We start from the raw sequence: 14,922 nt of genomic DNA on the forward strand, positions 1-14,922 counted from the left end.
CCGATACGAAGCGCTTGCAATAGCGTTTTCAATAAGATGAAAATTGGATGGGGGCGGCTTACCAAACGGCTTGCAAATGCCTGCAGGCATTGTGGAAAACGCGAAAGGGCCGGCTGCGATTTTTCGAGGCGGGCCTTTGGCCGGACTGGCTGGTTGGCAGTGTCGAAGGCATTCCCGTTCAAATCACTGCAACGGAATGACGTCCACGGCCTGCTCCGTCTTGTGCGATCCGTAGCTTTTCAGCACACCAATGACGGGTGCCACGTCGCTATAGTCGCGGCCGTGGCCGACGACGATGTGATCCATTCCGGCCAAAATATTGTTGGTGGGATCGAGTTCCAGCCAGCCGATGGTGGTGCCGCACCAGAAACGCACCCAGGCATGCATGGCATCGGCACCTTCGAGACGTTCCTTGCCCGGCGGCGGGATGGTTCTGAGAAAGCCGCTGACATAGCCTGCGGGGATACCGAGGCTGCGCAGCGCGGTGATCATCACATGGGTGAAATCCTGGCAGACGCCGCGCTTCAGCTTGAAGGCCTCGCGTGGTGTCGTGTCGACGGTGGTCGCCTTCGGGTCGTAGGTGAAATCCTGGTGGATCTCGGCGCAGATCGCGGTTGCGATCTGGCAGATGGTCATGCCCGGCTTGGCGACGCCACGTGCATAGGAAGCAATCGCCATATCCTCGGGCAGGCGCGGACTGGCGCCAAGGAAATGATGCGGCGAATTGGCGTCGAGCGACCAGACAGTGGCGATCTCGGCGGGGAAGGCCGCAAGGTCCGGCGAAAAATCGGCAGTCAGCGGCTGGGGCTCGAGCTGCACGCGCGCCTGCATGCGGATCACCAGTTTTTCATGCTGCTTGCGAAACAGGATCGACGTCGAGGGATTGGCAAAGAAATCGACGCTGTCCCTGCGTTCCTCCGGGCCTGGCGTGCAGGTGACCGTGCCTGCCACCAGCCGCTGGCGGTCCGGCAGCGAGACGGGCAGCACGCGCACGACATGCCTGCCGCCGGAAACCGGCACTTCGTAGGTATAGGTGATCCGCAGATTGATGTCGTAGAGCATGGAATTCTCAGTTTCGGCGCAGCAGGTCTGTCATATCCTATCCGAGATAGGTTTGCGCGAGGATATCGGAGAAGCGCCCCAGTTCCTGTTCGAGGCGATTGTAGACCAGAGCGTTCATGGCTTCCGGGGTCATGACGGCGAGACCGGCATGGAGGCGCATGGCTTCGCGGTAGAAGGGCGACATCTGGCCGTTCGAGAAGGCGTTCGGCAGTTGCTCGACCTCGGTCTTGATCTCGTTCAACTGGTAGAGGATCGAGCGCGGGTTGAGCGGATCGAGGGCGAGAAGGTCTGTTACCGTCAGTGCCGCGGTGTTGACGTTGTAGCGCCGGCGGTGGGTCATGACGCTGTCGCCGATTTCAAGCAGCATGTCATAGGCGCCATCCGGCGCGTCCTCGCCCGACATATGGCCAAGCAGCCGGGTCATGTGCAGGCCGCGCTCGAGATAGCGGCCGATCGACAGGAAGCGCCAGCCGGTGAAGCGGTACATGTTTTCATGGACGAGACCGGCAAAGCCCGCGAGCTTGCGCAACAGGATCGTCATCGCATGCGTGGCGTCGTCGCCCGCCTGCACCGTCGACTGGAACTTGCGGGCGGTCTTGGCGAGATCGTTGAGCGCCAGCCAGCCATCGGCCGAGAAACGGTCGCGGATGTTGCTGGCGGAAAATAGCGCGCTGTTGACATTGGTGACCAGGCTTTCGGGCACCGCTTGCCTGGTATCGATATCGAGACCGGCCAGATAATCGGTGATGTCCTTCAAAAGCGGCATTTCGGTATTGGCGGTTTCGGCAAACCGTCCGTGCCAGGCGCGCAGGATGCGCAGCGCGCCTTCCGCCCGCTCGATATAGCGGCCGAGCCAGAAGAGATTGTCGGCCGCGCGGCTCGGCAGACTGCCGGGCAGGATGCGGATGAAGCTCTCCTCGGCCGGCAGGAGCGTCATAAGCTCCACCGGTTTCTGGCTGACGATCCAGACATCGGCTGCCGAACCGCCCGCCTGCATGGCGATCGCCGCCGCATCGGCGCCGGAGCCGATGCGGGCAAAGCCGCCCGGCATGACCTGCCAGCCATCGCGGGTGCGGGCAACGTAGACGCGCAAGCTCATCGGCCGCGGCGTCAGCTTGCCGTTGACCCATGCAGGCGCTGTCGACAGCGTCACGACTTCCTGGCCGACGAGTTGCGGACCGTCGCTCTGCAGCCATTCCGAAACGGAGACCTTGGCGGTATCGCGCAGCGTCGATCCGAGAACAGAGCGGCCATTGTCGTCGAAGAACGGCCTGGTGGAATAGGCGGGGCCGATCACCATCTTCTCGATGTTTTGGGCGACCTGATCGCGCTCCGGCTGCTGGCCGCACCACCAGGTGGCGATGCTCGGCAGGATCTGGTCTTCGTCCAGCAAATGGCGACAGATCTTCGGAAGGAAAGCTAGGAAGGCGCGGGTTTCGAGGATGCCGGAGCCGAGCGAGTTGACGATCGAGACCGAGCCGGAGCGCAGCGCTTCGACCATGCCGGGCGTGCCGATTTGCGAGCCCTGGTTGAGCTCCAGCGGATCGGCGAAGGCGGCGTCGAGGCGGCGCCAGAGCACGCCGACGGGTTTCAGGCCGGCGACGGTGCGAACCATGACGCGGCCGTCGATAACGGTCAGGTCCTCGCCCTCGAGCAGCATGAAGCCGAGGTAGCGGGCGATATAGGCGTGCTCGAAATAGGTCTCGTTGGCGACGCCTGGTGTCAGGACGGCGATGCGGTCGTCCGGGTGCTTCTTGCGCAACTGCAGCGTATCGCGGAAGGCGCCGAAGAAGCCGGCAAGGCGATGGACGTGCGTTTCGGCATAGAGATCGGAAAAGGCGCGGGTGGTCGCCACCCGGTTTTCAAGCGCGAACCCAGCGCCCGAGGGGGCCTCGGTGCGATCCGACAGCACCCACCAATTGCCGTCCGGCCCTCGGCCGATCTCGAAGGAACAGAAATGCAGGTAATGGCCGTCGGCGGGAAGCACGCCGACCATCGGGCGCAGGAATTCCGGATTGCCGGCGACCAGTGATGGCGGCAGGAAGCCTTCGGCGACAAGCCGGTTGGGACCGTAGATATCGGCTGCGACGCGCTCCAGCAGCTCGGCGCGCTGAACGAGGCCCTTCGAGACAGCCTGCCACTCCACGTCGTCGATCAGGACCGGAACGTGGGACAGCGGCCAGCTGCGCTCCGAATTCTCCTTCGTGCCATAGGCCCGGTAAAAGACGCCGGCGTCGCGCAGATAGCGGTCGGCGCGGGCGAAGCGGTTGGCAAGCTCCGTCTCGTCCATGCGGCCGATGGTGGAGAGAAGGTGCTGCCAGACCGGCCGGACATTGCCGTGCGTGTCGAGCATTTCATCGGCAATGCCGGGAAGCGCGCGATAGCCGAAAACCGGGTCGTTTTCGGCCCGGTTCTCCGCACGTGTCGCTTCCGCCGTCTGCTTCTTTGACATTTAGGCCTTACACTCCTGCCGGACGCCGCAAATCGAGCGTCAGGGGAAATTCCGCTGATGGGGTTTCCGGCACGAGGGCGTAAGCGCCGGCCGTGTGACCCCACGGCTCGAAGCGGGCCAGCCTGCGGGCTTCCGCCTCGTTGCCATTCACCGGGAACGTGTCGTAACTGCGTCCGCCCGGGTGGGCAACATGATAAATGCAGCCGCCGATCGAACGCCGTGACCATGTATCATAAATGTCGAATGTAAGCGGCGTGTTAACCGGCAGAGTCGGGTGCAAACCCGACGCCGGCTGCCAGGCCTTGTAGCGCACGCCGGCAACGGAGACACCGTTTATTCCTGTTTTGGTAAGCGGCAGCGCACGGCCGTTGCAGGCAACTGTGTAGCGCTCCGGATTGGCCGTCTCCAGCCTGACCTGCAGGCGTTCGACCGAACTGTCGACATAACGCGCGGTGCCGCCAACGGCGCCCTGTTCGCCGGTCACATGCCACGGCTCCAGCGCCTGTCGCAGTTCGAGCCTGGCGCCCTCGTATTCAACCTCGCCGCAGAAGGGGAAGCGGAATTCGAGCTGGGCCTCGAACCATTCCGGTCTGAGGTAGAAGCCGTTGGAGCGGAGGTCGGCGAGCACGTCGAGGAAATCCTGCCAGACGTGATGCGGCAGCATGAAACGGTCGTGCAGCGCCGTACCCCAGCGGACGAGCCTGCCCTCGGCCGGGTTCTGCCAGAAGCGGGCGACGAGGGCACGCACCAGCAATTGCTGGGCAAGGCTCATGCGGGCGTTCGGCGGCATTTCGAAGCCGCGGAACTCGACGAGGCCAAGGCGGCCGGTCGGGCCATCCGGCGAAAACAGCTTGTCGATGCAGATTTCCGACCGGTGGGTATTACCGGTTACGTCGGTCAAGAGATTGCGGAATAGACGGTCGACCACCCAAGGCAAGGGGCGCTGCGCCATGCCGGGCAGCGGCACCTGCGCCATGGCGATTTCCATCTCGTAGAGCGTGTCGTGGCGGGCTTCATCGATGCGCGGCGCCTGGCTGGTCGGGCCTATGAACATGCCGGAGAAGAGATAGGACAGCGACGGATGCCGCTGCCAATGCAGGATCAGGCTTTTCAAGAGATCCGGACGACGCAGGAAGGGGCTGTTGTTCGGATTGTCGCCGCCGACCACCACATGGTTGCCGCCGCCGGTGCCGGTGTGGCGGCCGTCGATCATGAACTTGTCGGCGCCAAGGCGGGTGAGGCGGGCTTCCTCATAGATCGCCGTGGTGATGGCAACGCAATCCTGCCAGTTGGAGGCCGGGTGGATGTTGACTTCGATGACGCCTGGATCGGGCGCGACGCGCATGACGTTGATGCGCTCGTCCTGCGGCGGCGTATAGCCTTCGATATGGATCGGCAGGCCGAGATCGGAGGCGGCCTTTTCTGCGGCGGCAATCAGGTCGAGATAGTCCTCGATGCGCTCCACCGGCGGCATGAAGACGCAGAGGCGGCCGTCGCGCGGCTCGACGCTGAGCGCGGTGCGCACGGCGCCGCGGATATCGCCCGTTGATCCCGCGATATTCTGCTCGTTGCGGTCCTGCTGCGGTTCGCTCGCCTTGCGAGACGCCTCGGCCAAGGCGCGAGCGGGCGGGCTATAGTCTGGCAGCACGTCGCGCGGGATGGAGGGGTCGGCCTGGTGGATATAAGGATATTGCGATGGCGGCACGTAAGGCAGGGTTCCGAGCGGCATGCGGAAGCCGATGGGCGAATCGCCGGGGATGAGGAAAATCTTGCCGCGGCGGGTGCGCCATCTCTCGCTGACCCACCTGGGTCCGCTCGCCTTGGCGTTCCAGGCCTGAACAGGAAGGATATAGCCGGTCGGGGTCGTCAGGCCGCGCTCGAAGACCTTGGCGATACGGGCGCGCTCTTCCGGGCTTTCGAGCTTCGAATTGGAGGGGTCGACGTTTTCCGGCAGGCTGCCTTCCTTGATGATCCATTCCGCCGGGTCCTCAAAGGCCGGGATGATCATGTCGGGCTCGATCTCGAGTTCGGCGGCGATACCGGTCAGGAGTGCCTCGGCCTCCTTGTCGCTCACCTTGGTGTCCTGCCCTTCGGCTGCAATGAGCTTTGGATCATGCCATATCGGCTTGCCGTCCTTGCGCCAGTAGAGCGAGAAGGTCCAGCGTGGCAGGCTTTCGCCCGGATACCACTTGCCCTGGCCGTAATGCAGGAAACCGCCGGGGGCGAAGCGTTCGCGCAACCTGCGGATCAGTTGGTCGGCCTTGTCGCGCTTGGTCGGGCCGGCGGCGCCGGTGTTCCATTCCTCCGATTCGAAATCGTCGATCGAGACGAAGGTCGGCTCTCCGCCCATGGTAAGGCGCACGTCGCTGCCGTTCAGCACTTTGTCGACATGCTCGCCGAGCGCATTCAGCGCCTGCCAGCTTTCCTCGGAAAATGGCTTGGTGATGCGTGGATGTTCGGCGACGCGCGCCACCTTCATGTCGAATTCGAACGTCGTGTTCGCATCGCCATAGAGCTCGCCAGAGATCGGCGCGGCGTTCCTGTAATGTGGGGTGGCGGAAAGCGGAATATGGCTTTCACCGGTCAGCAGACCGGAGGTCGGATCGAGGCCGACCCAGCCGGCGCCGGGGATATAGACCTCGCACCAGGCATGCAGGTCGGTAAAATCGACTTCGGTGCCGGACGGTCCGTCGAGGGCTTTCAGGTCCGGCGCAAGCTGGATCAGGTAGCCCGACACGAAGCGGGCGGCGAGGCCGATATTGCGCAGGATCTGAACGAGCAGCCAGCTCGTATCGCGGCAGGAGCCGAGCGCCAGCTGCAGCGTCTGTTCCGGGGTCTGGACGCCGGGTTCCATGCGGATGACGTAGTTGACGGTCTGCTGCAGGCGGGCGTTGAGGCCGACGATGAAATCGATGGTTCGCAACGGCGTCAGGTCGATGGACGCGACATAGTCGGCCAGCGCCGGGGTCATCGGCTCCGGCTGCATGTAGATTTTCAGGTCGTCGCGAATATCCTCGGGGTACTGGAAGGGGAATGTCTCGGCCTCTTCCTCGATAAAGAAATCGAATGGATTGTAGACCGTCATGTCCGCAATCAGATCGACCTCGATCTTCAGCTCGGTGACTGGATCGGGAAAGACATAGCGCGACAGGTAGTTGCCGTAGGGATCCTGCTGCAGCGTGACGAAATGATTGGACGGCGAGACCTTGAGGGAGTGGCTGATCACCTTGGTCTTGGAATGCGGCGCCGGTTTCAGCCGGATGATCTGAGGCCCGAGCCGAACCGGCTTGTCGTATTTATAGTGCGTCAGGTGATGAATACTTGCTTTGATCGCCATGCGGATTTTTATCCCCTCGATGATGGGTCTTTGCCATCATTCGAGAGACTTTGTGCAATGCGAAGAAAGATTGCAAGGCTGAATTCTTCCAGGGAAGATTCATTTCCCCCGAGGGGTATTTAAAGCGACGATGTGCTAGCGTTCAAGGCTGCCAACGGCAGCGATGATTTGTGCCGGGGTCGGGAAGATGCAGAGGTTGTTCGGGTCGTCGCGCGCCTCGATTTGCGCCCAGCCGACGACGCCGGCTGCATCGATCAGGAAATGCCCGACGAGCTGAGTGCCGTGGTTCGCCAAGATCGCATGATCGGCTTCGTCAAGCTCGAAGCCGTCCTTGGCGTTGAGGACGGTGTTGGCTTCCATCGGCTGTAGAGGTTCCGGCAGCTCGCCGGTAGGGTTGATGCGTGCCGCCTTAAATTGCGCCATGGTCGCGCGATAGGGCCATTCGGGCGGCTCGCAGCTGCCATCGGGTAAGAACTCGCCACGCGGCACGCCAAAGGCCCGGTGCGTGTGGCAATCCGGGTCGCACAGAAGCGTGACCGGCGTCGGCTGGTAGCGGAAATACAGGCGGGCGCGTTCCACCGGCGTGTTGATCACGGCCAGGGTCTCCACCCCGGCGGCGCGCATGGTGGGCTGTAGGCTGGCAAGCTGCCCGAGCTGACGCCGGCAGAACGGGCAGTGCAGGCCGCGAAAGAAGCCGATCAGGAACGCGCGGCCACGCAAGTTGTCGAGAGAGACCAATCCTTCGACGTTGGCCGCGGGAAGGGCGAATGCCGGCGCGGGCTCTCCCGGTCGCAGCGGGCGTATCTGGTCCCCCATGGAATATTTCCTTTGTTGTGTCGTTCAGGTGGACGACGGAAATTCGACCATATCACGTGTCGCAAGACGGCACCGCGCTCGATGTTGAGGTCGCGGAGCGTGGTTCGGCGCTGGAACTTTTGGGCGACATGCATTCGCCGGTTCCTGAGCTACCGCGATGGGCCGATAGTCGTCGCTTGTGGCAGCTGCGACCCAATAGCGCGACGACGCGCAGGCAGGGATCTGCCGGCGCGTCCTGCGGAAGCGAAGTTTCAGCGCTTCATCGACACCAGGCTGAAATGGGCGCCCTGCGGATCGACACCGCCGATCACCCAGGCGCCGCCGGGCACTTCCATCGGACCCATGATGATCTTCGCGCCACGCGAGGTTGCCCGTTCGACCGCTGCATCAAGGCCATCGACGTTGAAATAGTATCCCCAATAGGGGGCAGGGATTTCCGGCGTCTTCGTCATCATGCCACCGATCTGCGCGCCGTTGTGGGTGAAGATCTGGTAGACGCCCATTGGGCCCATATCCATCGCCTCGTCCTTACCCCAGCCGAACATTTTCTGGTAGAAGGGGAATTCGACGGCGAGGTCGCCGGCCATCAGCTCGTGCCAGCCGACATTGCCATTGGCGTTTTGCGCGAGTTCGGGCATTTCGCCCGTGCCCCTAAAGAGGGCAAAAACCGCGCCGTGCGGATCGGCGACGACGGCGAAGCGGCCGATGGTCGGAATATCCTCGGGCTCGCGAAACACCTTGCCGCCGAGCTCGGCGATCTGCTTTGCCGCTTCATCGACGTCATCGACGCCGATATAGCCGATCCAGGCCGGCGGGGCATTCATCTTCAAGGCGCCCTCGGGCATCGTCATCAGGCCGGCAACGCGCACGCCGTCCGCCTGGAAAAGCGTGTAGCCGGCGCCGGCCATGCCGGAATCCTCGGACGTCCAGCCGACGACAGCGTCGTAGAACTCCTCGGCCGCCTTGGTGTCGGTGGTCATCAGTTCGTACCAGACGAACTTGCCGTGTGCATTGCTCATCGCATTTCTCCTCCTGGTGTTTTTGGACGCCGCGTGGCCGAAACAGATCGTCAGGCCGCGGATATTCGGTTGTAGTCGGAAGACATGACAGGCTTCCAAGTGCCGTCGGCATTCTGGGTGCGGGACGAGAGATTCCTCGTGTTCTCGTCCTTGATGGTAATGATGTCCTGATAGTGCGCCGTCCCGCCGGTGCCCTCGAAGTCGGGGCCTTCGCAGTCGAGCGTCAGCACCTTGCCGGTCTCATCGAGCGTGCCTTCGTAGACCCAGAGATAGGTCATCACCGAACTGACGAAAGAGCCGACATAGCGTTTTTTTGCAGGATCGTAGCCAAGCGTCATGATGTTCGTCGCTTTGCTGCCGTCCGGCATGATCCCGGTCGTCTCAGAGACGATCCAGGCGCCGCCAAGGGAGCGGGTCTCCTCAAGCCATGCTCCCTCGGATGCCTGTTCGCCGGTGGCAGCGGGCATGTCGAAGCTCACGCGCCACCTGCCCGTCAGCTGCTCCAGCCACCGGTGTTCCTCAAGAATTTCCGCTTTCATCGCATCGGCCTCCTCATTCTCGGTGCGATTTTATCGGTCAGGCGCAGCAGGATTGTGCCTGGGACGTGTCCTCATATTCGTCGTGGCGCTTCACGAAGCTCAATGTTGACGTCTCATTGCGGCCTTTTGGCGCCCGGTCGAGGATCATAAGCGTTGTCAGGATCTCCTCGCCGCCGCGGGCATAGTCGGAATAGGTATGATAGACGTTGCCGGCCGGGTCGCGGCTAAAGGCGCTCATGCCCGGCAGCTCGTCATTGGCCTGATCTCCGGACATTTCAGTGAAATTGTAGAAGACCTTGCCGCCGTCCAATTCTTCCTTGGTGAAGGAGACGTGGAAATCGAAGTTGAAATCGCTGCCGAAGGACGAGACCCAGGGGAATTTCCAGCCCATGCGCTTCTTGTAGGCCTCGATCTTGGCGAGCGGCGCACGGGAAACGGCGACGAAGGTCACGTCGTGGTTGTTGAGATGGGCAAGGGTGCCGTCGATATGGTCGGCGAGGAAGGAGCAGCCGGGGCAGCCTGCTTCCCAGTCGGGACCGAACATGAAGTGGTAGATCATCAGCTGGCTGCGGCCGTCAAACAGGTCGGCGAGCGTCTTCTTTCCAGTCGGCGTGTCGAATGTATAGCTCTTGTCGATCTTGACCCAGGGCAGGTTCTGCCGCGCGGCCCGGATCTTGTCGCGCCGGTGTGTTTCTTCCTTTTCCTGCGCGAGCAGGGCCTTGCGGGCTTTAAGCCATTCTTCGCGGGATACAACCGGATTGCTCAACATCGTTCTTCCTCCTCAGAAATCGCGTTTCGTTTCCGCTTGACTAAATACGTTGATATCAACATTATTGCGCCATGTCAAAGCCTGTCGTCATTCCTTTCGAGACCACCCTTCATGTGCGCGACACATGCCTGTGCCTTCATGTACAAAGAGCGGCACGGGCCTTAGCGCGGAAATTCGACGAGGCGCTGCGGCCCCTCGACCTGACCAACGGGCAGTTTTCGCTGCTGATGTCGCTCAACCGGCCGGAGCCGCCGGGCATGGGCCCCGTCGCCCATCTGCTCGCCATGGACCGGACGACGCTGACGGCGGCGCTGAAGCCGCTGGAGAAGCGGGGGCTTTTGGAAACGATGACCGACAACAAGGATCGCCGCCTGCGGCGCATGAAGCTGACGCCTGCGGGACATGCCCTGCTCGCAAAGGCGGTGCCGATCTGGACGAAAACGCATGCCGATGTCGACGAGGCGCTGGGCGACGGCGCGCCGGACCGGCTGCGCACTGATCTTCTGGCGCTCGCCTGAGCGCCATTCCATTTCCGCCGGAGGAGGCGGGCAATCCCCATAACCAAAGAGGAGACTGTCAATGAGGATGATTTTCGTGAACCTGCCGGTCAAGGACGTTTCGCGTTCGAAAGCATTTTTCAGCGGGCTCGGTTTCAGTTTTAACCCGGAATATTCCAATGAAGAAACGCTCTGCATGATCGTCGAGGAAAATATCTTCGTCATGCTGATGCATGAGGCACGCTTCAAGGAATTCATCATCGACGAGATCAGCGATACGAGCAAAGTGACGGAAGTGCTGACCGCACTCTCCGCTGGCAGCCGCCAGGAGGTGGACGAGACGCTGGCAAAGGCCCTGTCGCTGGGCGGCAAGGAATGGCGGCCGGTCATGGACTACGGCTTCATGTATGGCTGCAGCTTCCAGGATCCGGACGGCCATGTCTGGGAACTCGCCTATATGGAGCCGCAGCAGGCGAAATGACCGGCTCGGCTTTTGCAATTGATCTTGACGGGGCGCCGGCTTTGGTTGGCGCCCTTTGTTTTTGTGGCAAGACTGATCGCTCTCTGTCATTCTCACCGGTGATGCGGAGCCTGCGGCGCGTCTTGTGATCCCCGCGCAAATTGCCGGGCGGCTCTTAATCAAAAAGTTAGCGGGATGTCGCCCGAAAACCGCGCACACTTTTCGGCATCCCGCTCTAGCTGCGACCTTTCGCCTTCAGCCGGGCGAGGTCGTTCTGACGCATCAGGCAAGGGAGAGCCGGGATGAAAATGACCTACAAGGGAAGCTGCCATTGCGGCAAGGTGCGGTTTGCGGCCGATATCGATCTCGATGCGGGAACGGGCAAATGCAACTGCTCGATCTGCACCAAGCGGCGTGCTTGGGGCGCATTGATCAAGCCGGAGGATTTCCGTTTGCTGTCGGGCGCGGACGAACTGTCCGACTACCAGTTCGGGACGATGAGCGGGCATCACCGCTTCTGTCGCACCTGTGGCGTTGCGCCCTTCAGCGATGGTTACGTCGAGGAGATCGGCGGCGCCTTCGTCTCGATCAACGTCGCCTGTCTCGACGATGTCGATCCTTCCGTGCTGGCTGAAGCACCGGTGACCTATTCCGACGGCCGCAACAATGCCTGGTGGAACACGCCGGCGGAGACGCGGCATTTGTGAAGGGGCGGGGCGCCGGGTTGGGTGGCGAAGCGCAGGTGTCGAATATTGCTGCGACCCGCGGTGCGTTCAGTTCATCGTCGTGAGTTGACATGCCGTCATGTTGTAATGTTCCGGGGCTCGTTTATCCCCTCCGTCATTCCTGTGCTTGTCACAGGAATCCAGCCGCGCCGCGTCGGCGGCGCGAATGACTTTGCTTGCGGCCACGTGGAGGATAGTCTTCTCACCGCGCGGACGCGCGGAGGCTGGATCCCTGTGACAAGCACAGGGAAGACGGGGGTGGGAGGCCCCGGTTGCAGACAAGAAGCGTCGGGAAAGCGAAGCGAGCGACGCCCATCGGTCCTCAGTTGAAACGTGAACCCGACAAAAACAAAGGGCTCCCGCAGGAGCCCTTGTTCGTCAGTGGTCGCCGAGGTCGCGCACCGCGCCGCGGTCGGCGGAGGTGGCGAAGGCGGCGTAGGCCTTCAGCGCCGTCGTGACCTTGCGCTTGCGCTGCTCGACCGGCTTCCAGCCCTTGGCGTCCTGTTCGGCGCGGCGGGTGGCGATTTCGGCTTCGTCGACGCGCAGCGAGATCGTCCGGTTGGGGATGTCGATGTCGATCATGTCGCCTTCGCGGACGATGCCGATCAGGCCGCCGTTGGCGGCTTCCGGCGAGACATGGCCGATTGACAGGCCGGATGTGCCGCCGGAGAAGCGGCCGTCGGTGATCAGCGCGCAGGCCTTTCCGAGACCCTTCGACTTCAGGTAGCTGGTCGGATAGAGCATTTCCTGCATGCCCGGACCGCCCTTCGGGCCTTCATAACGGATGACGACGACGTCGCCGGCCTTGATCTCGTTGGCAAGGATCGCCTTGACGGAAGCGTCCTGGCTTTCGAAGACGCGGGCGGGGCCTGAGAACTTCAGGATCGATTCATCGACACCGGCCGTCTTCACGATGCAGCCGTTGAGGGCGATGTTGCCCTTGAGAACGGCCAGGCCGCCATCCTTGGAGAAGGGATGCTGCGCGTCGCGGATGACGCCCTTTTCGCGGTCGAGATCGAGTTCCTTCCAGCGCGCGCTCTGGCTGAAGGCGACCTGCGTCGGTACGCCGCCGGGGGCTGCGCTGAACAGCTCGAGCGCTGCCTTGTTGTCGGTGACGGCGATATCCCAGGTCGCCAGCGCTTCGGCGAGCGTCTTCGAATGAACCGTCGGCAGGTCCCTGTTCAACAGGCCCGCCCGATCGAGTTCGCCGAGGATCGCCATGATGCCGCCGGCGCGGTGCACGTCTTCCATATGAACGTCAGCCTTGGCCGGAGCGACCTTCGACAGGCACGGCACCTTGCGCGACAGCCGGTCGATGTCATCCATGGTGAAGTCGACTTCGCCTTCGTGGGCGGCGGCGAGGATGTGCAGCACGGTGTTTGTCGAGCCGCCCATGGCGATATCGAGCGCCATGGCGTTTTCGAATGCGCCTTTGCTCGCGATCGTGCGCGGCAGGGCGGTGACGTCCTCCGCTTCGTAATAGCGCTTGGCGAGCGATACGATCTCTCTGCCGGCGCGCAGGAACAGCTTTTCGCGGTCGGAATGGGTGGCGAGCGTCGAGCCGTTGCCAGGCAGCGACAGGCCGAGCGCCTCGGTCAGACAGTTCATCGAATTGGCCGTAAACATGCCGGAGCAGGAGCCGCAGGTCGGGCAGGCGGAGCGCTCGATGACCTTGACGTCCTCGTCGGAGACCTTGTCATCGGCAGCGGCAACCATGGCGTCGACCAGGTCGAGCGCGTGGATCTTGCCGTCGGAGAGCACGACCTTGCCGGCTTCCATCGGGCCGCCGGAGACGAAGATGACCGGAATGTTGAGGCGCAGCGACGCCATCAGCATGCCGGGGGTGATCTTGTCGCAGTTGGAGATGCAGACCATGGCGTCGGCACAGTGGGCGTTGACCATGTATTCGACGCTATCGGCGATCAATTCGCGCGACGGCAGCGAATAGAGCATGCCATCATGGCCCATGGCGATACCGTCATCGACGGCGATCGTGTTGAATTCCTTGGCGACGCCGCCGTTTGCTTCGATCTCGCGCGCAACCAGCTGGCCAAGGTCCTTGAGGTGGACGTGGCCCGGCACGAACTGCGTGAACGAGTTGACCACGGCGATGATAGGCTTGCCGAAATCGCTGTCCTTCATGCCCGTTGCGCGCCACAGGCCGCGAGCGCCGGCCATGTTGCGGCCGTGGGTGGTGGTACGGGAGCGATAGGCGGGCATGGACGTCTTCCTTGAACGTTAAGCCTGGGGTAGCGGCAGATATGGGGAGCAGGGCTTATAATTGCAGCGGTTCCTATCGCAAAACTGCGCCCGCGTCACGATTTTCGTAACAATATTTCGTGTTTTTTCGGCGGCCGAGCGTTGAACCGGTCTTGCGAAGGGGATCGCCCGACAAATGACGCGCTCGCGCCAGATGGCCGGGGTTGTCGCTGCAACGGCGCCGCAGAATTTACGCACGCTCGCAGCGGCGCGCGACGAGGAACGCGGTCTGCACCAACCTTTTGATTTCCATGACGGGTTTCTGACAAACCTCTACCCCATTTGGGGGATGCACGATTCGTTGTTTCACTCTCTACTGCCAGGGCTGGACACTTTGCAACCCGGCAATTTCATCACCTAAACATTCTTCAAGTCCCCCCTCTCTGGCAACCGGGAGGGGTTTTCCCTTCTATACCAGCGGGCTTTTGCGGCCGGCGAGATAATCCCTGTTCGGCGCATCGGCGATGTCCCTATTCTGGCCGCCCGCATGACGGCGCCACAGATCCTGCGAACCATGGCGAGCGGGTCGCGCGGGCGGTCGATCCGGGCGGCGCATGGACGTCACGTTCCCGGCCAGCCGCGTACCCGGCGGGCTCGACCGATGACGTGATCGCCGCACGAGGCCGCCGCTCGGCTGTGGGACCCACAATCGAACGGCGGCCTGCGCAGGGCTGAACGTCTGACGATCTGGCGTGCGGGGGCTAGTCGCAGACCATATCCATCGTCCTGGAGGGCTCATTTTGCTTGTGCTAAGAACGGCAGATCATCTTCTCTGCCGAATTTTCAATGTCGTCTCAAAAATCATTTTGTTGCGATAAGTAAGAAAAGGCGCCGGGGCGTTCCGGAGGGCAGCTTCAATGAGCTTTTCTGTCATATAGTCAACTGCTGCCTCCAGCTCTTCAGTCCCGACGTTTGGATCAGCGGCTAATTTCTTGGCCACGGTTTTGGGCATCATGCTCTCCATTCAGCCGCATCATGCGGCTAGTG

The 14,922-nt window shown here is 62.2% G+C and carries 13 protein-coding genes; 4 read left to right on the forward strand and 9 right to left on the reverse strand.

Annotated features, from left to right (window positions below; genetic code table 11):
* Nucleotides 1-183: 183 nt before the first annotated feature.
* The 7 genes from ACSQ3F_RS09610 to ACSQ3F_RS09640 form a co-directional block, all read right to left on the reverse strand.
* On the reverse strand, nucleotides 184-1,062 hold the full coding sequence (locus tag ACSQ3F_RS09610; protein ID WP_436100012.1) for a transglutaminase family protein: 879 nt from the start codon (nucleotides 1,060-1,062) through the stop codon (nucleotides 184-186).
* Nucleotides 1,063-1,099: 37 nt separating this feature from the next.
* A complete protein-coding gene (locus ACSQ3F_RS09615) occupies nucleotides 1,100-3,514 on the reverse strand; it encodes a circularly permuted type 2 ATP-grasp protein (RefSeq protein WP_436100013.1) in 2,415 nt (804 codons plus the stop codon).
* Between the two features lie 7 nt (nucleotides 3,515-3,521).
* A complete protein-coding gene (locus ACSQ3F_RS09620; RefSeq protein ID WP_436100014.1) occupies nucleotides 3,522-6,851 on the reverse strand; it encodes a DUF2126 domain-containing protein in 3,330 nt (1,109 codons plus the stop codon).
* Nucleotides 6,852-6,986: 135 nt separating this feature from the next.
* Nucleotides 6,987-7,667 carry a redoxin domain-containing protein gene (locus tag ACSQ3F_RS09625; protein ID WP_436100015.1) on the reverse strand — a complete coding sequence of 227 codons (681 nt, stop codon included), beginning with the start codon at nucleotides 7,665-7,667 and terminating at the stop codon, nucleotides 6,987-6,989.
* 251 nt (nucleotides 7,668-7,918) lie between these two features.
* Entirely contained in the window at nucleotides 7,919-8,686 is a 768-nt protein-coding gene (locus ACSQ3F_RS09630; RefSeq protein ID WP_436100016.1) for a VOC family protein, read from the reverse strand.
* A 50-nt stretch (nucleotides 8,687-8,736) separates the two neighbouring features.
* On the reverse strand, nucleotides 8,737-9,225 hold the full coding sequence (locus tag ACSQ3F_RS09635) for a DUF1579 domain-containing protein (protein ID WP_436100017.1): 489 nt from the start codon (nucleotides 9,223-9,225) through the stop codon (nucleotides 8,737-8,739).
* Between the two features lie 37 nt (nucleotides 9,226-9,262).
* Complete coding sequence (locus tag ACSQ3F_RS09640; RefSeq protein ID WP_436102093.1) at nucleotides 9,263-9,991, reverse strand: DUF899 domain-containing protein; 729 nt, start codon at nucleotides 9,989-9,991, stop codon at nucleotides 9,263-9,265.
* A 74-nt stretch (nucleotides 9,992-10,065) separates the two neighbouring features.
* Between ACSQ3F_RS09640 and ACSQ3F_RS09645 the strand changes: the two genes are divergently transcribed.
* The 3 genes from ACSQ3F_RS09645 to ACSQ3F_RS09655 all read left to right on the forward strand — a co-directional run bounded on the left by ACSQ3F_RS09645 (nucleotide 10,066) and on the right by ACSQ3F_RS09655 (nucleotide 11,658).
* On the forward strand, nucleotides 10,066-10,512 hold the full coding sequence (locus tag ACSQ3F_RS09645) for a MarR family winged helix-turn-helix transcriptional regulator (protein ID WP_436100018.1): 447 nt from the start codon (nucleotides 10,066-10,068) through the stop codon (nucleotides 10,510-10,512).
* A 61-nt stretch (nucleotides 10,513-10,573) separates the two neighbouring features.
* Complete coding sequence (locus ACSQ3F_RS09650) at nucleotides 10,574-10,972, forward strand: VOC family protein (RefSeq protein ID WP_436100019.1); 399 nt, start codon at nucleotides 10,574-10,576, stop codon at nucleotides 10,970-10,972.
* Between the two features lie 281 nt (nucleotides 10,973-11,253).
* Entirely contained in the window at nucleotides 11,254-11,658 is a 405-nt protein-coding gene (locus tag ACSQ3F_RS09655; protein WP_436100020.1) for a GFA family protein, read from the forward strand.
* Between the two features lie 396 nt (nucleotides 11,659-12,054).
* Here the strand turns inward: ACSQ3F_RS09655 and ilvD are convergent, their stop codons facing one another.
* On the reverse strand, nucleotides 12,055-13,896 hold the full coding sequence (gene ilvD / locus ACSQ3F_RS09660) for a dihydroxy-acid dehydratase (protein ID WP_436100021.1): 1,842 nt from the start codon (nucleotides 13,894-13,896) through the stop codon (nucleotides 12,055-12,057).
* A 175-nt stretch (nucleotides 13,897-14,071) separates the two neighbouring features.
* Between ilvD and ACSQ3F_RS09665 the strand changes: the two genes are divergently transcribed.
* Complete coding sequence (locus ACSQ3F_RS09665) at nucleotides 14,072-14,296, forward strand: hypothetical protein (RefSeq protein ID WP_436100022.1); 225 nt, start codon at nucleotides 14,072-14,074, stop codon at nucleotides 14,294-14,296.
* A 402-nt stretch (nucleotides 14,297-14,698) separates the two neighbouring features.
* Here ACSQ3F_RS09665 and ACSQ3F_RS09670 read toward each other — a convergent pair whose 3' ends face one another.
* Nucleotides 14,699-14,890, reverse strand: coding sequence for a hypothetical protein (locus ACSQ3F_RS09670; RefSeq protein WP_436100023.1), 192 nt, complete (start codon nucleotides 14,888-14,890; stop codon nucleotides 14,699-14,701).
* Nucleotides 14,891-14,922: the final 32 nt, after the last annotated feature.

Source organism: Pararhizobium sp. LjRoot238 (genome assembly GCF_964252955.1).
Taxonomy (GTDB): domain Bacteria; phylum Pseudomonadota; class Alphaproteobacteria; order Rhizobiales; family Rhizobiaceae; genus Pararhizobium.

What these genes read in the sequence shown, in the direction of transcription:
- ACSQ3F_RS09625 (WP_436100015.1), bottom strand. Translation starts at nt 7,667, where the DNA reads ATGGGGGACCAGATACGCCCGCTGCGACCGGGAGAGCCCGCGCCGGCA.
- ACSQ3F_RS09645 (WP_436100018.1), top strand. Translation starts at nt 10,066, where the DNA reads ATGTCAAAGCCTGTCGTCATTCCTTTCGAGACCACCCTTCATGTGCGC.
- ACSQ3F_RS09610 (WP_436100012.1), bottom strand. Translation starts at nt 1,062, where the DNA reads ATGCTCTACGACATCAATCTGCGGATCACCTATACCTACGAAGTGCCG.
- ACSQ3F_RS09620 (WP_436100014.1), bottom strand. Translation starts at nt 6,851, where the DNA reads ATGGCGATCAAAGCAAGTATTCATCACCTGACGCACTATAAATACGAC.
- ilvD (WP_436100021.1), bottom strand. Translation starts at nt 13,896, where the DNA reads ATGCCCGCCTATCGCTCCCGTACCACCACCCACGGCCGCAACATGGCC.
- ACSQ3F_RS09665 (WP_436100022.1), top strand. Translation starts at nt 14,072, where the DNA reads ATGACGCGCTCGCGCCAGATGGCCGGGGTTGTCGCTGCAACGGCGCCG.
- ACSQ3F_RS09635 (WP_436100017.1), bottom strand. Translation starts at nt 9,225, where the DNA reads ATGAAAGCGGAAATTCTTGAGGAACACCGGTGGCTGGAGCAGCTGACG.
- ACSQ3F_RS09630 (WP_436100016.1), bottom strand. Translation starts at nt 8,686, where the DNA reads ATGAGCAATGCACACGGCAAGTTCGTCTGGTACGAACTGATGACCACC.
- ACSQ3F_RS09670 (WP_436100023.1), bottom strand. Translation starts at nt 14,890, where the DNA reads ATGATGCCCAAAACCGTGGCCAAGAAATTAGCCGCTGATCCAAACGTC.
- ACSQ3F_RS09650 (WP_436100019.1), top strand. Translation starts at nt 10,574, where the DNA reads ATGAGGATGATTTTCGTGAACCTGCCGGTCAAGGACGTTTCGCGTTCG.
- ACSQ3F_RS09615 (WP_436100013.1), bottom strand. Translation starts at nt 3,514, where the DNA reads ATGTCAAAGAAGCAGACGGCGGAAGCGACACGTGCGGAGAACCGGGCC.
- ACSQ3F_RS09655 (WP_436100020.1), top strand. Translation starts at nt 11,254, where the DNA reads ATGAAAATGACCTACAAGGGAAGCTGCCATTGCGGCAAGGTGCGGTTT.